At 60.9% G+C, this 19,240-nt stretch carries 18 protein-coding genes; 10 read left to right on the top strand and 8 right to left on the bottom strand.

Going from position 1 to position 19,240, the window contains the following annotated elements:
- Positions 1–107: 107 nt before the first annotated feature.
- Positions 108–1,703 (top strand): PTPDL family protein, encoded by a 1,596-nt coding sequence (locus tag AC24GY_RS17880; protein WP_487685930.1) that lies wholly within the window; start codon positions 108–110, stop codon positions 1,701–1,703.
- 493 nt (positions 1,704–2,196) lie between these two features.
- On the opposite strand, the gene AC24GY_RS17875 is transcribed toward AC24GY_RS17880, so the two are convergent.
- From AC24GY_RS17875 to AC24GY_RS17865, 3 genes are read right to left on the bottom strand one after another with little or no spacing between them, the layout of a single operon-like run.
- Positions 2,197–3,537, bottom strand: a complete 1,341-nt coding sequence (locus AC24GY_RS17875) for a sulfatase-like hydrolase/transferase (protein WP_487685926.1) — start codon at positions 3,535–3,537, stop codon at positions 2,197–2,199.
- A 43-nt stretch (positions 3,538–3,580) separates the two neighbouring features.
- Complete coding sequence (gene glnD, locus AC24GY_RS17870) at positions 3,581–6,376, bottom strand: [protein-PII] uridylyltransferase (RefSeq protein ID WP_487685924.1); 2,796 nt, start codon at positions 6,374–6,376, stop codon at positions 3,581–3,583.
- 11 nt (positions 6,377–6,387) lie between these two features.
- A complete protein-coding gene (locus AC24GY_RS17865; RefSeq protein ID WP_422316084.1) occupies positions 6,388–6,921 on the bottom strand; it encodes an adenine phosphoribosyltransferase in 534 nt (177 codons plus the stop codon).
- Positions 6,922–7,037: 116 nt separating this feature from the next.
- Between AC24GY_RS17865 and ccsA the strand changes: the two genes are divergently transcribed.
- The 7 genes from ccsA to AC24GY_RS17830 all read left to right on the top strand — a co-directional run bounded on the left by ccsA (position 7,038) and on the right by AC24GY_RS17830 (position 12,311).
- Complete coding sequence (gene ccsA, locus AC24GY_RS17860) at positions 7,038–7,817, top strand: cytochrome c biogenesis protein CcsA (RefSeq protein WP_487685921.1); 780 nt, start codon at positions 7,038–7,040, stop codon at positions 7,815–7,817.
- On the top strand, positions 7,810–8,880 hold the full coding sequence (gene hemA, locus AC24GY_RS17855) for a glutamyl-tRNA reductase (RefSeq protein WP_422316090.1): 1,071 nt from the start codon (positions 7,810–7,812) through the stop codon (positions 8,878–8,880). Before ccsA ends, hemA begins: the two co-directional genes overlap by 8 nt.
- 166 nt (positions 8,881–9,046) lie before the next feature.
- On the top strand, positions 9,047–9,436 hold the full coding sequence (locus AC24GY_RS17850) for a hypothetical protein (RefSeq protein WP_487685918.1): 390 nt from the start codon (positions 9,047–9,049) through the stop codon (positions 9,434–9,436).
- Complete coding sequence (locus AC24GY_RS17845; RefSeq protein WP_487685915.1) at positions 9,402–9,956, top strand: DUF6036 family nucleotidyltransferase; 555 nt, start codon at positions 9,402–9,404, stop codon at positions 9,954–9,956. Before AC24GY_RS17850 ends, AC24GY_RS17845 begins: the two co-directional genes overlap by 35 nt.
- A gap of 52 nt (positions 9,957–10,008) precedes the next feature.
- Positions 10,009–10,953, top strand: coding sequence for a hydroxymethylbilane synthase (gene hemC / locus AC24GY_RS17840; protein WP_422316096.1), 945 nt, complete (start codon positions 10,009–10,011; stop codon positions 10,951–10,953).
- 88 nt (positions 10,954–11,041) lie between these two features.
- Positions 11,042–11,914 (top strand): YwqG family protein, encoded by an 873-nt coding sequence (locus tag AC24GY_RS17835; protein ID WP_487685912.1) that lies wholly within the window; start codon positions 11,042–11,044, stop codon positions 11,912–11,914.
- A 145-nt stretch (positions 11,915–12,059) separates the two neighbouring features.
- Positions 12,060–12,311 carry a hypothetical protein gene (locus tag AC24GY_RS17830; RefSeq protein ID WP_487685909.1) on the top strand — a complete coding sequence of 84 codons (252 nt, stop codon included), beginning with the start codon at positions 12,060–12,062 and terminating at the stop codon, positions 12,309–12,311.
- Between the two features lie 153 nt (positions 12,312–12,464).
- Here the strand turns inward: AC24GY_RS17830 and AC24GY_RS17825 are convergent, their stop codons facing one another.
- Complete coding sequence (locus tag AC24GY_RS17825; RefSeq protein ID WP_487685906.1) at positions 12,465–13,664, bottom strand: FAD-dependent oxidoreductase; 1,200 nt, start codon at positions 13,662–13,664, stop codon at positions 12,465–12,467.
- Between the two features lie 102 nt (positions 13,665–13,766).
- Positions 13,767–14,027, bottom strand: a complete 261-nt coding sequence (locus tag AC24GY_RS17820) for an early set domain-containing protein (RefSeq protein WP_422316104.1) — start codon at positions 14,025–14,027, stop codon at positions 13,767–13,769.
- Positions 14,028–14,160: 133 nt separating this feature from the next.
- On the opposite strand from AC24GY_RS17820, the gene AC24GY_RS17815 reads away from it, so the two are divergent.
- Complete coding sequence (locus tag AC24GY_RS17815; RefSeq protein ID WP_487685903.1) at positions 14,161–14,496, top strand: hypothetical protein; 336 nt, start codon at positions 14,161–14,163, stop codon at positions 14,494–14,496.
- 183 nt (positions 14,497–14,679) lie between these two features.
- Entirely contained in the window at positions 14,680–14,886 is a 207-nt protein-coding gene (locus AC24GY_RS17810) for a hypothetical protein (protein ID WP_487685900.1), read from the top strand.
- A gap of 51 nt (positions 14,887–14,937) precedes the next feature.
- On the opposite strand, the gene mdoH is transcribed toward AC24GY_RS17810, so the two are convergent.
- The 3 genes from mdoH to AC24GY_RS17795 form a co-directional block, all read right to left on the bottom strand.
- Positions 14,938–17,082, bottom strand: a complete 2,145-nt coding sequence (mdoH, locus tag AC24GY_RS17805) for a glucans biosynthesis glucosyltransferase MdoH (protein WP_487685897.1) — start codon at positions 17,080–17,082, stop codon at positions 14,938–14,940.
- A complete protein-coding gene (locus AC24GY_RS17800) occupies positions 17,079–17,657 on the bottom strand; it encodes a hypothetical protein (RefSeq protein ID WP_422316112.1) in 579 nt (192 codons plus the stop codon). Before AC24GY_RS17800 ends, mdoH begins: the two co-directional genes overlap by 4 nt.
- 153 nt (positions 17,658–17,810) lie before the next feature.
- Positions 17,811–19,148 (bottom strand): DUF1501 domain-containing protein, encoded by a 1,338-nt coding sequence (locus tag AC24GY_RS17795; protein WP_487685894.1) that lies wholly within the window; start codon positions 19,146–19,148, stop codon positions 17,811–17,813.
- Positions 19,149–19,240: the final 92 nt, after the last annotated feature.

Raw genomic sequence — 19,240 nt, 5'->3', positions numbered from 1 at the left:
ATGAGCTTCGTTCTTTACTCGCGGTATGGTTTTGAGTTATTTCTCGTAACCCGCGCAAATTGCCGCGCGCCTGCTAATCCCCTTCTCTTATCCAACCCTGCATTCCCATGAAATTGAGCCGCTACCAGTCTGTCGTCTTTGCCCTTGCCAGCAGCGCCGGATTTTTGCACGCCGACATCGTGACCCTCAAAGACGGCAAAAAGCTGGAAGGCAATATTCTCTCCGAGACGCCCACCTCCATCCGGATGCGGTATCACCTGACTCCGAAGATCATGGATGAAAAGGACATCCCGCGCACCGACATCGCGGAAGGGGGCATCCTCAAGCAAAAGCCGGAAGAAGTGGAAATTATCGAAATTCGAAAGGCCGTTCCCACCCCGGACCTGATGTCGGCGGAAAAGTATGAGCAGCTCATTCAGGACCGCCTGCGTCCCTTCGTGAACCGCTACCCCGGCACGAAGGAAGCTGCGGAAGTGGAAAAAATGATCTCCGAAGCTCAGCTGGAAAAAGAAAAGGTCGTGGCTGGCGGCGTGAAGCTCGAAGGCAAATGGCTCACCCGTGAAGAGGCCAAGGCGGAAAGCCTCAACATCAAGGCTTTCTCCATCCGTGCGGCGATGCTGGAGAAAATCCAGGCCAAGGACTTCACCGGCGCGCTCAAGGAATTCGACAAACTCAACGACCCCGCCAGCGGCAACACCGCCTCCGTCTATTATTCCAAGGCCGTCGCGGAGATCCTCGAAGTTTTGACCAAGTACGACAAGCAGGTCGCGCAGATGATTCAGGACCAGCCTGCCTTGCAGAGGATCCGTGAGGAGGGCATCAAAAAGCTCATCGAGCCCGACCTGACACGGATGAAGGACGCCATCAAGAAGGAAAGGGACGCCTGGCTCTCCACCTACGAACAGGAGCGCAAGACCAGCAGATGGTACACCCCTTACAAGTACGATCTGGAGAGCTTGAAGGCCCTCGGCAAGTCCATCGCCGAAGCCAAGGATGCTCTGACCAGTCTCGACCTTGCCGTCATCACCAAGACCAACGAAGCCATCCAACGCATGATCCGTGCCGATGCCAAGGCTGGCAAGGACAAGGCCGAACTCACCAAGATGGGTGAGGCCATCATGGAAGGCGAAGCCGCCGCCGCCAACGCCGATGCCAAAAGCAAGGAATTCTACCGCAGCGTCTTCACCAACTACCGTGCACGCCACGCCTACTTTGCCCAGCAGGTGAACACCCCGCAGGGGCAGACGCAGCCTGCCGCCGCTGGTGCCGCCGGCGGCTCCTCAGCCATCGCTGGCACGGCTGAACCTGGCATGGACGACAAAGTGGCTGCCGCCCTCGCCGCCGCTGCTGCTGGGGGCACTCCCGCCCCTGCTGCTGTACCCGGTGCCGCCCCGGCGCCAGGAGCCATGCCTGCAGGCCAGCCCAATGGCTACCCAGCCCAGCCGGGTGCCGTTCCTCCTGTCGGCCAGCCTCAGCAGCCCGGTTATCCTCAGCAACCCCAGCAGCCCGGCTACGGCCAGCCTCAGCAGCCTGGATATGCGCAGCAGCCTCAGCAGCCCGGCTACGCCCAGCCTCAGGCAGCAGCACCTGCGCCTGCCCCAGAGGCAGAAGGCATGAGCATGATGAACATGATCCTCATCGGCATTGGTGTGGTCGCACTGGTGCTCCTTCTCACCCTCCTCGGCGGCAAGAAGAAAAAGTAACCGCAGGCCCTATGGGCTGAATTCATGCCGCTCCGGATTCGCAGAATCCAGAGCGGCATTTTCTTTTTCCCCGTGCTTCATGGGGGGCTCAGACCGAGCTGCGGCCACAGCCATCGCACGGTAGAGTCGCCTTTGAATTTCCCCAATTGTTCCCGAATATCGCGCTTGGCGACACTCCGTTTGGAAGTCGAATCGAGATTCGATTCTGTCTCAGAGGTGATGGAGAAAATTTTCTCTACAGCGTTTTAAGTAATTACGTGTCCGCTGAAATCAGGGCCGCCAAAAGCGGTTCTCCCTCTCCCTGCCCCTGGCATACGACGACACTGAACCCTTTTCTTCGGGGAACCGGAGCGCAGCGGAGATAGACGAAGTCAAAGGGCTGGGGTGAGGGGATTGGCTTTGAGTCCGCACGATGGCAGGAGTCAAAAGGGCTATAAAATAATTCAAAACGCTCCAGGCCAATGCAGTCCAGAGTGGAGCCTTCAGCCTCGCGCTACTCCTTCGCCTTCTTCTTCCGCTTCTCTTTCTTGCCAGCCTTGCGGCTCTCTTCGCCATTCCAGCGTGGGTCCTCCCAGCGGGGTGCCTGCATGGTGGCGTTCCATTGGTCGAAGAGCTTTTGCAGCGCCTTAGCTTTCTCCGGCTCCTTGGCGCTGAGGTCGGTTTGCTCACCGGGATCGGTGGCCAGGTTCACCAGCATGGGCGGCATGTCTTTGCTGGCCTTCACAAGTTTCCAGTCTCCCTGACGCACGGCCTGCTGCACACCGAAGCGGAAGTAAAGTTCACGCGGGGCCAGCTTGTCGGCCTTGCCTTCCAGCAAAGGCAGCAGGTTCACGCCATCGAGTGGAATGGAAGTCGTTGCACCCGCCGCGGCGAGAGCCGTTGGCAGGACATCGAGCTGAATCACCGGCTCATCACTGACACGGCCCGCAGGAATGTGCCCCTTCCACGCGGCCATCCATGACACACGGATGCCGCCTTCCCACACGAACCACTTGTGCCCGCGCAGCCCGCCCATCTCAGCGTTTTGATAGGCTCCGCCGTTGTCACTGATGAGGAAAATGAGCGTGTTTTCCTCCTGCTTCATCTCGCGCAGCTTCGTCATCACCGTGCCGATGGCTTCGTCCGCCTCTGCAGCGAGCGCAGCGTAGGCCGCATCGTGCTTCGGCAGGTGCTTGAATTTTTCCAGCCATTTCTCCGAAGCCACGTGCGGACTGTGCACGGCGTTGAAGGACAGCATGAGAAACCAGGGCTTGGCCTGATTCGCCTCCATGAAATTCACCGACTCCCGTGCATAAACGGGTGAAGTGACCGGCGCACCCGCCAAGTCTTCCACCAGCTCTTTGCCGCGATAAAACGAAGGCCCTTTGCCTTCACCAAGATTGCCCACAGTACCCATGGCAAAGTCAAACCCACGTGCCGCTGGCATGAACTCCGGGCTGGTGTCGCCAAGGTGCCATTTGCCCACGATGCCCGTGGTGTAGCCTGCGGTTTGAAGGTGCTGCGCCAGCGTGGTCTCGCTCAGCAGCAGCTCGCGGCCTGCTTTGGTGGGATTGGCATCATGGCCGGTGCGCGCCTGGTAGCGGCCCGTCATCAGACCCACCCGGCCCGGCGAGCACACGCAGCCCGAGGAATAACCGTTGGTGAAGCGCACGCCGCCAGCGGCCAGGGCATCCATGTTCGGCGTGGGAGCCATTTTCCCACCATAGGCACCAGGCTGCGCCCAGCCCATGTCATCGAGATAAAAGATGAGGATGTTGGGCTTGCCCGCATCCGCAGCATGGGCGGATGAGAGCAGCGCAGCGGCAAAGCAGAGCAGGAGTTCGGAGAGCTTCATGGGCGCTCTCCGAACGCTGCAGTGCGGCAAATGTATCAGCAGATCACTCCTTGGCGGAGCTCAACCGCAGGTGCGCAGCCTCCGTCACGGCGGCGGCCAGTTCGTCCAGTTTCTCGCGGTCGGTGATTTTCTGGCTGTGCTCGTCCTGCACGTAAATGGCGTCGATGGCCACCCCCTTTTCCGTGCTGATGCGTGCATGCGTCACGTTGTGCCCGAGGCGGCCGATGGCCATGAAGATGTCATACAACAGCCCGAGGCGGTCCACCAGCTGCAGCTCCAGCACCGTCTGGTCCGGCGAGAGGTGGTTGTTCACGTAGATGCGCTGCGGGATCTCCGCGCCGATCTCATCCAGCATCGTGATCGACTTGCCCAGCTTCTGGGTGATCGCATCCCCGAAATCAAAGGTCTGCCCGCTGAAGGCTTTGCGCACAGATTCCTCGATACGTGCGCGGGCGCTCTTGGTGGTGACGGCGGCGAAGTTCGTGTTGCAGACGCGGAAGGTGTCCAGCACCAGGTGGTCGGCGCGCTGGTAGAGATCCGCGCTGAGAATGTTGATGCTTTCCGCCGCCAGGGCGCCGGAGATGCGCGCCAGGAGCAGGTGGCGGTCCCAGCAGACGACGGTGAGCTCGCTGTAACCCTGGTCCACGTGATCCTCCCAGACCATGACAGGCAGCAGTCCTGCCGCAGCCTCTTCACGGATGAGCTGCTCAAAGAACTGCCGGAACTGGCGCAGATGCGTGGCGATGAGATCGGCCTCGCGGAAATTGAAGTAGGAGGGCGGCATGTGGCGGAAGTGCGCGTCCACTTCCGCTTCATAGCCGGCCCCAAGGCGTCGCAGCACCTCCTTTTTCAGATCCTCCAGCGGCACCTGCACATTGCGCATGAAATCCGCCGGCGCGTTCATGAAACGCAGCGCGCTGTGATAGAGCTGGCGGATGGACGCCTCCTTGTAGCCCGACCAGCTCTTGTCGCTGGTGCCCTTCGAGTCCGCATAGGTCATGAGCAGCAGCGTGTCCAGATTCTCCTTCGTGCGCACGATGCTGACGAACTCCTCGATGACCTGCGGATCATCCAGGCTCTTCGTCGTTGCGGTGCGGTACATCAGCAGGTGATTGTCCACCAGAAAGAGCAGCAGCCTGCGGCGCTCACCTTTAATCTGCAGCCGGCGGGAGACGGCGGCGGCCAGCGTGGTGCTTTCATCGCTGTGCGTCTTCTTGTTGGCCGCACGGCCTGCGTCATGGAGCAGGAGGGCGAGATACAGCACATACGGCTGCTGCAGATCGTGAAACAGCTGCTGAAAGAGGTCCACGCCTTTCAGGGTGGGATCACTCAGCTCATCAAGTTTGTCGATGGTGCGCAGCGTGTGCTCATCCGCCGTGTAGAGATGGAAGAACTCATGCTGCACCAGATTGGTGAGAGCACCAAACTCCGGCATGTACCTGCCGATGAAGCCCACGCGGTGCATCTGCCGCAGCGTGCGCGCCGCATCCCCTTTGTGGGAGAGAATCGTCTCAAACGTCTCGCGGTTCGCCTTGCTGTAGCGGAAGCTGGTGTCCACCAGGCGGAAGTTGTCCTGAATGAGCTGAAACAAATCCGGGCTGAGGCGCAGGTGGCGCTTTTGCGTGTGGAGAAAGAGGCGCATCATGCGCTCCGGATCATCCTTGAAGATCGTCGGGCTTTCCGCATAGAGCCGCTCATGCTTGCGGTTGAAGCCGTCGAAGCTCTCCTGCTCCTTCTCAGCCTTCCGCCGTGCGATGAAGCCCATGAGCTTGCTCTCCTTGCGGGTTTCCAGCGCCTCCAGATGGAAGCGGTCCATCACCTCATTGCTGCGCTGCAAAATGTCGCGCGTGGCCGTGTAGTAGCCGTGCATCAGCGCCTCGATGCGGCGCAGGATGCGTTTGTGGCGGTAGCCCAGGTGCGTGGCCACCGGCCCCTGCAGGCGCAGAGTCAAGAGGTCTTCGGCCCGCTTTTCGGTGTAGTGCATTTCATTGCGCACACGCAGGATGAATTCATACCCCTGCTCCACCTCCTTCCAGCCCGCCTTGGAGATCAGGCCGAGCGCCACCAGATCCTTCGGGTTCAGCGTGCGGTGCCGCGCGTACGTCATCCAGATCAGGTTCTGGTAGTCGCGCAGCCCCCCGCAGCCGTTTTTCACATGCGGCTCCTGCACAAAGGGGGTGTTCTCATACTTCGTATGGCGGCTGTTCAGATCGATCTGCCGCAGCTTCAAAAAGTCCCCCTCCTGCCCGTCCATGCATTCCTTGTCAAAACGGGACCGGAACTCCTCAAAAGCCGTCTTCTGGCCTGTGACGAGGCGCGCCTCCATCAGCGCCGTCTTGGTCTCCATGCTCTCATTGGCCAGCTTGATGCACTCGCCCACGCAGCGTGAGCCATGGCCCACCTTGAGCTTCAAATCGTAGAAGTAGAGCAGGTAGTCGCGGATCAGCTGCACGACTTCGGTGGAAACCCTGCCGCTGTTGCCGGGAAACATGAAAGTGAGGTCCACATCGCTGCCCGGACTCATCACCCGCCGGCCATAGCCGCCGTGGGCGATCACACTGACATTGAGCTTGGCACGCACCGCAGGGTCCAGTGTCGACAGCGACTCCTCCCACAGGATGCGCACCAGGAAATCCATCACATCCGAGCGCATGCGGCAGATTTCCGCTCCGCTAAAGCTGCCGGAGCGGTGCCGCTGCTTGATGCGCTGCTCCTTGATCTTGAGAAAACGCTTCGCCTGGCGCAGCGTTTCGGTGCGTCCACGCGGCAGCTTGTCCTCGGGCGGAAAAAATTTCTGCGCGCTCTTGTTCAGGTGCCGCAGGTAGTCGCGTTCGGTCATTTCAGCAGAAGTCAGTAGGTGATCAGTGCGTGAACCGGGCCGGAATCATTCACTTTTTCGCGCCCGCCCAGGAACGCCAGTTCAATGAAAAACGTGCTGCCCAGGACCTTGCCGCCCGCCTGCTCAATGAGGTGCAGCGCCGCCGCCGCCGTCCCGCCCGTGGCGAGCAAATCGTCCGCCAGCAGCACCGTTTCCCCCGGCGAGATGGCATCCAGGTGCATCTCCACCGAGTTCGTGCCGTATTCCAGCGAGTAATCAATCCCCCGCGTCTGCCAGGGCAGCTTGCCCTTCTTGCGCACCGGAATGAATCCCGCGCCCAAGCGCTCGGCGATCAGCGCCCCAAAGATGAAACCCCGGGCGTCGATCCCGACGACCTTGTCCACCTCCGTGATTCCCGTGGCCTCTATCATGCCATCAATCGTCTGCGCCAGCAGCGTCGGATTCGCCAGCACCGGAGTGATGTCCTTGAAAAGAATGCCGGGATTGGGGAAATCAGGCACGTCGCGGATCGTGCGGCGGATGCTGTCGAGAATGTCGGGAGCCATGCCCTGCGATCATGGAGGAGATGCGGGGATGCGCAAGCGATGGGAACATTGCGCCCAGAATTGCCTTCACCCTTGCAGAAACGTCACAAGACCACGAATGTCCGCCCCCCGATCCAATGCCTGCCTCTCAGCAACTGCTTCTTGCCGCCACCCTCATCTTTGTGGGCGCGCTCGTGCAGGCATTGCTGGCGCTCAAGGCCGGTGCCTGGAAGCAGGCGCGGGCGCAGTTCTTCCTCATGGCGCTGGGTTTTGCCCTGCAGACCGGCTTCATCTTTCTGCGCGGTGAGGAGGTGCGGCAGTGCCCCATTCGCAGCCTGCCGGACATTCTGGTCTTCATCGCCTGGAGCATTGTGCTGCTCTATTTCCTCGTCGGCCCGGCCTTCCGCCTGTCGCTGCTGGGGGTTTTCACCTCGCCGCTCGTCACCCTCATGCAGGTGATGGCGTTCACGAACGGCTTCGCTCCCTACAATCCCAAGGGACCCATCAATGCGCTGGTGGAGCTGCATATCGCGCTCGCCCTCATCTCCTACGCGGCCTTCGCCCTGGCCTGCATCACGGGCGTGATGTACCTCGTGCAGGAGCGCATGCTGAAGCGGCACCAGATCGGCGGCCTGTTTTACCAGTTGCCGCCCATCCAGGGACTCGCGCACGCCATCCAGCGCACCGTGCGCCTCGGCCTGCTGCTGCTGAGCATCGCGCTCGGCATTTCCTTTGCCCTGCATCTGCCCATGACAAAGACCGGCCACGTCGTCTTCGCCTGGATCGTCTGGGCCCTGTATGCGGTCATCTCCCTCCTGATGTGGAAACATTTCACCTCCCCGCGCAAGACCGCGTGGCTGGCCGTCATCGGCTTCATCCTGCCGTTCATCTCATTGTGGATCGTCACGCATGCCTGAGCCGACGGACATTCGCAGCGGCCTCGTCTGTGTAGGCCTGAACTACAAAACCACCCCCGTCGAGGTGCGTGAGCGCCTCGCGTTTCCCGAGGCGCAGGTGCCTTTGGCCGTGCAGCAGGTGCGCGGGCTGCCAGGATTTGAAGAAAGCGTCGTCCTCAGCACCTGCAATCGCGTGGAGCTCTACGCCACGCACGCCCTGCCCAGCGGCAAGGAGGGCCACGCTGCCCTGCGCCAATACCTCATCGAACGCTTCGAACTTCAGCCCGAGCACGCAGAAGCCCTGGTGCTTTACAATCTCGATTCCGCCGAGGCCGCGCGGCATCTTTTCCGCGTGGTCAGCGGGCTCGACTCCATGGTGCTCGGCGAGACGGAAATCTTCGGCCAGGTCAAAGCCGCCTACAAAGTCGCCCTCGACACCGGCACCACCAGCCGCTCACTCAATAAGCTCTTTCAGCAGGCCTTCACCGTCGGCAAAAAGGTGCGCAATGAGACCACCATCCAGCGCGGCTCCACCAGCGTGGGCAGCGTCGCCGTGGATCTGGCGGAAAAAGTCCACGATCTCAAAGAGTGCCGCGTCATGCTCGTCGGCGCCGGCGAAATGAGCCGCACCTGCGCGCAGAGCCTGCTCTCACGCGGCGCCAAGAGCATCATCGTCTCCAACCGCAGCTACGACAAAGCCGTGGAACTCGCCACCGAGATGAAGGGCCGCGCCATGAAGTTCGACGAATGGGAGCACGCCCTGCACGAGGTGGACGTCATCATCTCCAGCACCAGCGCCCCCCATTTTGTCATCAAGCCCGAGCAGATCGATCAGGTCATGCGCAAGCGCCGCTGGGAGCCCCTGCTCATCATCGACATCGCCGTGCCCCGTGACGTGGACCCCGCCGTGAACAACATCGAAGGCGTCTATCTCTACGACATCGACGCCCTCCAGGCCATCGCCGACGAAGGCCGCCGCGAGCGCCTCCGCCAGCTCGCCTCCTGCGAGCGCATCATCGAAGAGCAGCTCGAAAAATACGGCTTCCTCAAATCCCCCGGCAGCGGCGGTCTGAAGCTCGCCTGACTGGTCCCGCATCACCCACCGCTGTTCCGTAGTACCGGCTTCAGCCGGAATCCGGGCGAACGTCCATAAAGGCACAGCCGAAGCCTGGATTGCAGAATAGCGCCAGACTAGCCGAGCCTGCGAAGCCGGGCTTGCCGCAGACACCCACCCGGTGCATCTTCGCACCATGTCAGTCGCAATCGAGACACCGCAGAGTGCATCGGATGAAGTCCCGATGTTTCCGCCTTGGCTCGACCTGCCGCCGAACTATCTGGTGCAGGACTGGATGCAATGGCAGCGCGGCAAAATGGTGGCGGCACGGCTGCGTGAGAATCCTGATTTGATTCAAACAGCCAAAGAGCGCCTTGCGGCCAGGAAATCGGCTCTCTATCGACCCCAGGCAGAATGGCTTGAGCTCTTGGAGCGGTCCAATATCGGACAGATTTGCGACATTTTGGAAGCTGCGGATGACGAAGGCCAGCGGCTGCGGTCCTCCTCGCCTTTTCACGGCAGCCCCTTCATCACCCCGGAAGAAAACGAAGATGTACGGCAAAGAGCTTACGCTGGCAGATCTTGAGAAAGTCGCCCGCAAACTCAAGTGGTGTGTGCCAGCGCTGACGGATGCCTATGTCATTGGATCCGGGGCTGTGGCGGCCTTGCACCCGGAACTTCCCGGGGAACTGCGCTTCTCCGTGGATTTTGACTTCGTCCCGCAGAACCTGCCCATCCTGTATTTCGACAGCATGCTGGTGGATCGTTTTATCGGAGCGGAGAGTGAGTTTCGGGACACAGAACTGGTCTATGCTGACTATGCCACTCCTGACACCGTGCGCTGTACGCCGCCAGGTTGGAAAGAGCGGGCGCATCAGATCATTCTCCCAGAAGGCCTCGTTTTGCACGTTCTGGATGTTTGTGACGTCGCCTACAACAAACTCTACGCCGGGCGTCCCAAGGACATCGTCTGGGTGCGTGCCCTGCTGGGCACCGGCATCATCACCTGGACACGGCTGGAGGAGCTTCATGCGGCCAACCCGCTCGTTGCCGCAGACCGGGAAAAAGTGGAGCGCAGCATGGCACAAGTTCGGGCGCAAACCTGAGCGAGCATTCCTTGCGTCCCGCCCCGGTACGTGAAAAGCTGGGAACCCCACCATGACCCCCGCAAAAATCATCCTCGGCACCCGCGGCAGCGAGCTGGCACTCACTCAGACAAAAATGGTCACGGCAGACCTGCAGACCGCGCATCCGCATCTGCAGATCGAGCGCCAGATCATCCAGACCAGCGGTGACAAACGCCAGGACCTCCGCTTCTCCGAGTTCAGCGACGTGGCGCAGGTGGACAAAGGCATCTTCATCAAGGAGCTCGAAATCGCGCTCGCAGACAGCCAGATCGACGCCGCCGTGCACAGCCTCAAGGACGTGCCCAGCGATCTCGCCGCCGGCTTCACCATCGCCGCCGTTCTTCCACGTGCCGCCATTGAGGACGTTCTCGTCAGCGCACATCCCTACACCCTCGAAACCCTGCCCCAGGGCGCGCGCGTCGGCACCAGCAGTGTGCGCCGCGCCGCGCAGCTCAAGTTCCTGCGCCCCGACGTCCAGATTGTCGAGATCCGCGGCAACGTCCCCACCCGCGTGAAAAAAGTGCTCGGTGAAAATGCGCTCGATGCCGTGCTGCTCGCCGCCGCCGGCCTGCTGCGCCTGGGCCTGCTCAATGCGAACCTGAGCCGCATCCACATCGACACCCACACGCTCTACGGCCTGGTGCTCGATCCCGTGAAATTCCTCCCCGCCGCCGGGCAGGGCGCCATCGCCATCGAATGCCGCGCAGGAGATGAAGCAACGATCAAAGCCATCCGCGCGCTCAACCACGCCGAAACCGAATCCCGCATCACCGCCGAGCGCGAATTTCTAAAGATCCTCGGCGCCGGCTGCCAGACCCCCGTGGGTGCCCACACCTGGATCAAAGACGGCCAGCTCCACATGGCCGTGCGCGTCTTCAACGAAGCCGATCTCGCCCTGCCACCCGTCGAGCGCGAGGCCCGGCGTCCCGTGCACGAAGCCGCGCAGCTCGCCGCAGATCTGGCCGGCATGCTCTGACTTTTCTGAGATTCGGAAGCAGCCATTCATAGTGACTGCTGCCAGAACCGTTGCTTGCTTGCAGTGTTGGGCAGCTCCAAAGAAATGGATGCACTGGCTGAAGCGCTTGTTGGGATTATTTGGAGGCGAAGCATCGGCGTCGAACGTCTCCGAGACGGGAAAGGCTGACCGGGCGTCCATCAAAGCACGGTTTGCTGCACTGGCACAGCCGGCGGTCCTGCTGGCACCCCACGGTGCAGCGGGGTTTTCACGGCTGGGCGGTCTGCCACAGATGCCTTCTGACACAGCGTGGCCTCAATATGGCGGAAAGCCGCAGGCATTTCTCGCGCAGCTTGATCTGGCAGAGGTTCACTCTGCGATGGCTTCAAGCCTGCCTGCGACGGGTTTTCTGTTCTTTTTCTACGATCAGGAGCAGGGCGTGTGGGGTTTTGATCCGAAAGATGTTGAAGGCTGGCAGGTCGTTCATACACAGGCGGACTGCAGGTCCCTTCCTGAACGCAGTGCCCCAGAGGGTTTGCCCGAGGAGTTTATTTATCAGCGCAAGCCTGTGCAAGCTGAGCGCATCGAACTGCTGCCGGATACACCGCGGCTGCCGAGCGCCGAGTTTGACTGGAAGCGCGATGGTGACGCTTACACCAACTACCGCCAGGAAGTGTTTGGCGAACGGACGCGGCATCAAGTGCTGGGCTTTCCCACTCCGGTGCAGGGAGATGACATGGAGCTGGAGTGCCAGCTGGCCTCAAATGGCATCTATGTCGGCGGTCCCGAGGGCTACAAGAACCCGCGGGTGGAAGAACTCCGCGCCGGAGCCAGCGAATGGAAACTCCTGCTGCAACTCGACACCGATGACGACACAGGCTGGATGTGGGGCGATGTGGGTACGCTGTATTTCTGGATGAGAGAGTCGGACATGAAGGCCGGAGACTTCAGCCGTGCATGGATGGTGTTTCAATGCTGCTAACAGTGCCGCATGGTCACGGAGCTAAAAACGGCGAGGCACCATGGGGTCCTGCAGGCAGGAAAGGCCCCTGCAATCCACCGCCCCTTTTGTAATGCACAGCGATTGACTGAATAGACCCGCAGTAGCTGCGTCGGACTATTCACTTATGAAAACAAAACTGGTTCTTCTGTTCACGGCCATTCTCACTCTGACTTCTTTGAGTTCATGCATCGCCCCTTATGGCTACGGCGGCGGTTACGGGGGAGGATATGGCTACAGCAGATCCTACTACCGCCCCTCGTACGGCGGCTACAGCAGCTACGGCCGCTCCGGTTACGGTGGTAGCCGCGGGTATGGCGGCCACGGCGGCTTCGGTGGTGGCAGCTACGGCGGACATCACGGCGGCCATCACCATTGAGACCTTTCCTGAACTGATGGATTCTGTCAGCTCCTGTGCATTTCTTCGCAGTGCCCGGACACTCTCCGGGCGCTGTTTTTGATGAAGTCCTCCAAGCTTTGAAGCAGCGCCTTCAGATCGCGCATGAATGGAGGACTACGAATCAAAGAAAGACTAGCGCATGATCTCGAGACTGCTAAACGGCCCCGTCTTCCCACCCGCCATCGTCGCCGTCATCTGGCGGCGCAGCGGCGGCATGCCTTGAATGATCGGAAACACCAGATCACGCAACCACCCCAGCGGCAGAAGATCCGACTGGAAAAAGGGCGTCGTCCATCGCGTGGCGAACTGGTAAAAGCGTAGGTGTTTCCGACGCGTGCTGGAATATTGCGCGAGGGCTGCGGGCAGGGATGTTTGCGTGGCGAGAGATTGCGCGAGCACAGCCGCATCCATCAGCGCGAGGTTCACCCCCTGCCCGAGTTGCGGACTCAGCGCATGAGCGGCATCACCGAGAATGGCCACGCGTTCGCCGTGCCATTGCTTCATGCGCACGTCGTGGTAAGCCGCAGTGGCGACTTGTTGATGCGAGTCGATTTGCTTGAGAAAACTTTCGGCCTGCGGGGCCAGGGCAAGGATCTCACGCTTCCAATCTTCCAGCGGAGTCTTCCGCCATCGCTCGATGTGATCGAGGCGAATGCTCCAGAACAGGCTGAGCAGATCGTCCTGCGTGCCGGTGGGCAGAAAGCCGGTGAGCTCGCGCGTGTTGCCGACGCATTGCCACAGCACCTGCGGATCAAACTCCGGTGTCCGCTTGCCGATAAACCACAGCGCGCCCCAGGGATAACGGCTCACGCGTGCGGGCACGCCGCTTTGATCCCGCAGCGTGGAATGCGCCCCATCGCAGATCAGCAGCAGATCGTAAGGGCCATGCCCTGCACCATTGGCATCGTGCAGCATGGGACGCTGAGTGGCATCACGCGTGAGCTTGGCGATGTGCGTGTTCCAGAGCACCTCGGCGCCTGCGTTCTGCGCAGCACCGAGCAGCAGATCCAGCAGCGTGGCACGATGCGTGCCCGCACCGAAGAGGCCGCTGCCGAGTTCTTCATAAGTCAGGTGCAGCAGCGTGCGCCCGGACTTCGTGCGGCAGTACAGCTTTGAAATCGTGGCGATATGCGGCCGCAGTTCTTCCGCGAGACCCAGCTCCTGCAGCACCGCCATGCCGGTGGGCTGCAGCATGAAGCCCGCACCCACCGGCAGCTTTTGCGGCGCACGCTCGAAAAGCGTCACCGCATGCCCCTCCCTCGCGAGGAAGATCGCCGCCGCAGGCCCGGCCGTGCCAGAGCCAACGATGGCGATGCGCAAAGGGGGCTGCATGAGTTTAGGAAAACACGGATTGATTCGGCGGCGTGCCCGGAATGTGCAGGATGTTGGAGGTGGGATTGCGCTGCGGCTTCAGCGCCGGATTGACAGGGTCGATCATCGCGAGCTCATCTCCCACACGCCTGCGGGCACGTTCGGCACGCTGAGGCTCCACAGCCCCTCGGCGTCCCTCGTCAGCGGCACGGGTTCTTTTTGCCACTGTCCGCGCAAAGCAACGCTTTGAGATTTGGGAGCCCGCAGGCGGAAGATCACGCTGTGATCGTCCTGAACCTCCGGTGAAACAATCGGCGCGCTTCTCTGCGCAAAGGAGGTGCAGGTGCAGGCAAAGACAAACGCAAGGCTGAGAATAGACTTCATGGCGCAGGGATGCTGGCATGAAGAGCGGCGAATGGGAAGCTGGAATCCATCGGCCCCGATCCTGCCATAGGGGTGCAATTTCTTGAATACAGCCGCAGTGCCAGCGTCGAATCCCAGTGAACCCTCAGTGATTATGAAAACAAAACTCATGCTGCTTCTCACAGCGGTCATTACCCTTGGATCGCTCAGTTCCTGCGTCGTGCCTTACGGCTACGCCAGCACTGGTTACTACCGCCCTTGGGGCGGCTACGGTGTTTACAACAACTACTACGCCCGCCCCGGCTACGCCTACGGCGGCTACCGTTCACCCTACTACGGTCGTCCTGGCTTTACCGGCTATCGGCCCGGCTTTAGCGGCTATCGCCCTGGCTTTACTGGGTATCGGCCAGGCTTTGGTGGCTATCGCGGCGGTTACACTCATGTAGGCGGTTTCCATGGGGGCCACATGGGTGGCTTTCATCACCACTAAGACGCCAGTTCAGACGGCTGAATCCAGCTGGCTCTGAAACTTCAACTCGCAGCGCCCTTTTCGGGGCGCTGCTCGTTGGTTGATAGGCTGCCTCGCATCCCTCATCTTATGTCTCGTCCAAAGCAGATGGGGGGCCGATGCCTTGAATAGACCTGCGCTTGCAGCTTTAAAACCATTGAACAAATGAAAACAAAACTCCTCGTTCTCTGCACGGCCATCCTCACGCTGAGCTCAGTAAGTTCATGCATCGTGCCTTACCACAGCGGCAGATCGTACCGCCGTCCTTCCCATCACAGCAGTTACGGCCACCACCATCACCGCGGCAGCGTGGGAGGTTACCGTGGCGGCGGCAACGGCGGTGGTTTTGGTGGCAACTTTGGCGGCTTCTAAGCGGTCACTGTCAGGAGGATATCTGAAACACTCACACCACACCACTCCGCTTCACTCCACTTCCTGCTTCGCCAAAGTGTGGGCGAACGGGCTGGTGGAGGCAAGGTTGTACTGGCGAATGGCCGTGGCCCAGAACGGAGCCAGCTCATGGTCAGCGGCGCTCCAGATGCGGTAGTGCAGATTGGTCACGGTGTCCGTGTCATGCATCAGCGCCTTCAACTCCTGCGCGTTCAGCGTCTGCGGCCCCTGTGTGATCAGACGGTGGCTGATCTCCTTGAGGTAGGCGGATGACACCTCGATGGTGCGGCGGCGGCGAAGCAGGCTGACGTGCAAACCGTTCACGTAGGGATCCAAACAGACCTGCATGAGACCATAGTGGCGCTCCAGTTCAGGAGAGAGCTGGATGCGGTCTTTGATCTCCTCCAAATTTTGCTGCATGTTTTTCAGCACCGTCGGCGGCTCATGCTCCTCCGGCGTGAGGAAGAGGCCCAGGCGCCGTCCGCTCCGCCCGCTGGAAACCATGGCCGCCACGAGGATGGAAATGACCAGGGAGAACAGGATGGGGCTGATCCAGATCAGGAACGCCTTCGAGACAAACCAGCCGATCACCCCCCACGCAAGGCCCAGCAGCGTCACGCTGAGGAAGGTGAAGATGATCTCGCTCCAATTGATGCCGCCGTCGATCTTGCGGCGCTGGGTCACCCAGCTCACGCTTTTGCCCACGATGGTGTAAACGACGAAGCGCGAATGGAAGATCATCAGCACCGGCGCCATGAGCGTGAAGACCACCGTGTCCAGCAGGCTGCTGATAAACGTCAGCAGGCGCAGTTTCAGCGGCTTAAACATGCGTCCTGTGATGACTTCATCCAGCAGGATCACCGTCTTCGGCAGGAAGATCAGCATCGCCGTGACGGCCAGCAGAATGTGCTCGGCCAGGATGGCCTGCGGCTGCACGTGCGGCGTCGGCGTGGCGGCCAGCAGGGTCGCCAGCACAAGGAACAGAAACCACAGCAGCGAGCTCACGTAGCTGAGGATGCCGTGCAGGAAATTGATCCGGCTCATCGGGTGCCAGCCTTTGGCAAACAGCAGCCAGAGGTGCTGCATGTTGCCCTGGCACCAGCGGCGGTCACGCTTGAGCATGTCCACCAGCGTGGGCGGCCCTTCTTCATAGCTGCCACGCGTGGTGGGCAGCAGCCTTACAGCGTAGCCGGCTTTGCGCATGAGCGCAGCCTCCACAAAGTCATGGCTGAGAATGTGCCCGCCGAAGGGCGCATTGGCAGGCAGCGGCGGCAGCGCACAGTGCTCGATGAACGGCGCAAGACGCAGGATGGCGTTGTGCCCCCAGAAGTTCGCCTCGCCGCACTGCCAGTAGTCCAGCCCCGCCATGAAGGGCGGACCGTAAAGCGCCTGCGCAAACTGCATCACGCGCCCCAGCAGAGTGTCTGCCGCGATCTGCTTCGGAAACGTCTGCACGATGCCGATGCCCGGATTCTTCTCCATGATGCGCACCAGGCTGGTGAGCAGCGCGCCGGACATCAGGCTGTCCGCATCCAGCACCACCATGTAGCGGTAGCGCTTGCCCCAGCGGCGGCAGAAGTCGGAGACGTTGCCGCTCTTGCGGTTGATCTGCTTGCGGCGGCGGCGGTAGAAGATGCGGCCAAACGCCTTGAGCTGCCTGCAGAGCTCCAGCCACGCGGTTTCTTCCTCGATCCACTGGCTCGCCTTGTCGGAGTCGCTCAGGATGAAAAAGTCGAAATTCGCCGCCTGTCCCGTGGCCTCCAGCGAGAGGTAGATGGAGCGCAGGCCTTCATACACGCGCGTCACATCCTCATTGAACACCGGCATGATGATCGCGGTGCTGGCCGTGATGGGCTGCTCGTAGTCTTCCGCCGTCAGGGAAAGCCACAGGCTAAGCGAGTCCGGCTTCGGGCGGTTCATCAGCCACACGCCGAAGAGCGCCGTCCAGAAGCCCACATTGAGCTGGTAGTACAGCGGGATGAACACCAGCAGCAGCCCCCACTCTGAAAGCCGCATGCCGTTTTCCGAAAGGAAAATGTAGGACAGCCACGCACCCACGATGGTGCCCAGGCCGACAAGGGAGAAAAACGTGGCGCGACGCGTGCGCGAGATGTGCTTGGGCGGCATCCCGGCGGTCATCGCGATGTTCGCGGTCTGGCTGCCAATGGGTGCGCTCATCCGAAGAGGGAGTAAAGGTAGCCCAGCACGCTGCCCACGATGATGACAAGCACCGAGTAGCGCAGGATGGGATGGCGGCCGAGGCGGTCAAAGGTGTCGTCCGCCACATCGGTGAACATGCCCAGGTCGATGTCACGTGGAGTCATCTTGCTCACCTGCATCCCGGGGCCGGAGGTACGAATGGCGGATCGCATGGCCTCCGCCATGTCATCGGGCATGTTCTGTTCATCGAGGAAAAACTGCGGCCAGCGCGAAGGTCCGCCGGCGAGGTGGAAGCCCAGCCGCCCCGTGGCTTCCAGCTGCGCTTCATTGAGATTGAGATCGCTGTAGATCGAGCCCAGCCACTCGCGCAGCATGAACCGCGCCTGCTCGATCGAGTGTGCCGTCGGCGTCCGCGAAGGATCCTTCGCATGGGCCTTGGCGGCGTTGCGCAGGGTTTCGAGAATAAGCTGCGTACGGCGGATGCGGTTGTGAAGCTGGTACGAACGGAAGTAATCGGCGAGGCGCGCATACGCCTCGTTCCATTCTTCCTCGGTGCCAGTCGCGGGGGCAAACTGAATGTTGACTGCTTCCATGTAGGTTCAAATCCGAACCGCATGGAGAATGCGCAGTTTTGATGCCGAGGAAAGCGGAGGATTGCGGATTCCGCAATTTTGATCTCTTCAGCGCATACGGAAACCACCCGGAGCAAGATGCCCCGGGTGAACCCAATCATCGGATCCTTCCACTTACGCGATCACTTCATTGATCAACCGACCGCCGTTCACGATGTCCACGGGACGCACGTTTTCGACGATGATGCGCTTGCTGGCGTTGATGCCGAGCAGGCGGTACATCGTGCGGGCAAGATCTTCGGGGCCTACGGGGTTTTCATCCGGCTCGCCACCCAGGGCGTCGGACTTGCCGTAAACAAAACCTTTCTTGATACCGCCACCGGCCATGGCCACGGAGAAGACGCGCGGATAGTGGTCGCGACCGTTCGTGCTGTTGATGCGCGGCGTGCGGCCAAATTCAGAACTCACAAGCACCAGCGTGGTGTCCAGCATGCCGCGTTCATCGAGGTCCTTGATCAGGCGTGCAAAGGCCACATCAAACTGCGGAGCCTGGCTTTCAAAGGCACCCTTGATGTTGGAGTGGTGATCCCAGCTGCCGTAGTTCACGGACACCATGCGCACACCGGCTTCCACGAGGCGGCGGGAGAGCAGGAAGCGCTGACCGGCGGCATTGCGGCCGTACTCATCGCGCAGCTTGTCGGGCTCGGCGTTGAGGTTGAAGGCCTCGCGGGCTTTGTCAGAGCTGATGAGCTTGTACGCAGCCTGGTAGAAATTGTCCATGGCGCTGAGGCCGTCCGATTTCTCGGTGGTGCGGAAGTGCTCGTCCACGGCGGAGAGCAGGTTGCGGCGGCGGTCAAAGCGCTTCGCATCGATCTCCTTCGGCGCGGCGAGATCGCGCACCGTGAATCCCTTGTCTGCAGGATCGCTGCCCAGAGCAAACGGGCCGAAGGCGCTGCTCATATACCCGCTGCCTTGATCCGGCGCGATCATGTTCGGCACGGCCACATAAGGTGGCAGGTTGTTGCGCGGTCCCTGCTCGTGCGAAATGATGGAGCCGAAGCTCGGGAACTTGATGGCTGGGCTCGGGCGGTAGCCGGTAAACATGTTGTGCGTCCCGCGCTCATGCGCCGCCTCCCCATGCGTCACGGAGCGGATCAGCGTGATCTTGTCCAAGATCTTGGCGATGTTCGCAAACTGTCCGCCCACGAATTCGCCCGTCACACCTTTGATGGGATTGAATGGCCCGCGGTAATCCGGCGAAGCAAACGGCTTCGGATCCCAAGACTCATGCTGCGCCATGCCGCCCGGCAGATAGATGTGGATGATCGAAGTCGCGATGGGCTTGTAGCTCTCCACCGCCGGCATCGCGAGATCTGCCGCCTGTAGCTTGAGCAAATTCGGCAGCGTGAGGCCCAGCCCCGCCATGGCTCCCACCTGCAGGAAATCACGCCGGCCCTGAGGGGTCGTGAAGAGATTGCTGTGATTGCCGGAGCAGAGACGATGCATTTTCATGGTGCGGATTCAGTGGGTTACATCCAAATCTACCATGCAAGAGCGGGCCATGTTACGCCCGCAGGCCATTCTGCCAAGACAGGCACAATGAT

The organism is Prosthecobacter sp. Pr1, from assembly GCF_057652315.1.
This window is presented reverse-complemented; position numbering and strand designations above follow the sequence as displayed.

Coding starts and splice junctions, on each gene's coding strand:
- AC24GY_RS17880 (WP_487685930.1), top strand. CDS start 108: ATGAAATTGAGCCGCTACCAGTCTGTCGTCTTTGCCCTTGCCAGCAGC.
- AC24GY_RS17875 (WP_487685926.1), bottom strand. CDS start 3,537: ATGAAGCTCTCCGAACTCCTGCTCTGCTTTGCCGCTGCGCTGCTCTCA.
- glnD (WP_487685924.1), bottom strand. CDS start 6,376: ATGACCGAACGCGACTACCTGCGGCACCTGAACAAGAGCGCGCAGAAA.
- AC24GY_RS17865 (WP_422316084.1), bottom strand. CDS start 6,921: ATGGCTCCCGACATTCTCGACAGCATCCGCCGCACGATCCGCGACGTG.
- ccsA (WP_487685921.1), top strand. CDS start 7,038: ATGCCTGCCTCTCAGCAACTGCTTCTTGCCGCCACCCTCATCTTTGTG.
- hemA (WP_422316090.1), top strand. CDS start 7,810: ATGCCTGAGCCGACGGACATTCGCAGCGGCCTCGTCTGTGTAGGCCTG.
- AC24GY_RS17850 (WP_487685918.1), top strand. CDS start 9,047: ATGTCAGTCGCAATCGAGACACCGCAGAGTGCATCGGATGAAGTCCCG.
- AC24GY_RS17845 (WP_487685915.1), top strand. CDS start 9,402: ATGTACGGCAAAGAGCTTACGCTGGCAGATCTTGAGAAAGTCGCCCGC.
- hemC (WP_422316096.1), top strand. CDS start 10,009: ATGACCCCCGCAAAAATCATCCTCGGCACCCGCGGCAGCGAGCTGGCA.
- AC24GY_RS17835 (WP_487685912.1), top strand. CDS start 11,042: ATGCACTGGCTGAAGCGCTTGTTGGGATTATTTGGAGGCGAAGCATCG.
- AC24GY_RS17830 (WP_487685909.1), top strand. CDS start 12,060: ATGAAAACAAAACTGGTTCTTCTGTTCACGGCCATTCTCACTCTGACT.
- AC24GY_RS17825 (WP_487685906.1), bottom strand. CDS start 13,664: ATGCAGCCCCCTTTGCGCATCGCCATCGTTGGCTCTGGCACGGCCGGG.
- AC24GY_RS17820 (WP_422316104.1), bottom strand. CDS start 14,027: ATGAAGTCTATTCTCAGCCTTGCGTTTGTCTTTGCCTGCACCTGCACC.
- AC24GY_RS17815 (WP_487685903.1), top strand. CDS start 14,161: ATGAAAACAAAACTCATGCTGCTTCTCACAGCGGTCATTACCCTTGGA.
- AC24GY_RS17810 (WP_487685900.1), top strand. CDS start 14,680: ATGAAAACAAAACTCCTCGTTCTCTGCACGGCCATCCTCACGCTGAGC.
- mdoH (WP_487685897.1), bottom strand. CDS start 17,082: ATGAGCGCACCCATTGGCAGCCAGACCGCGAACATCGCGATGACCGCC.
- AC24GY_RS17800 (WP_422316112.1), bottom strand. CDS start 17,657: ATGGAAGCAGTCAACATTCAGTTTGCCCCCGCGACTGGCACCGAGGAA.
- AC24GY_RS17795 (WP_487685894.1), bottom strand. CDS start 19,148: ATGAAAATGCATCGTCTCTGCTCCGGCAATCACAGCAATCTCTTCACG.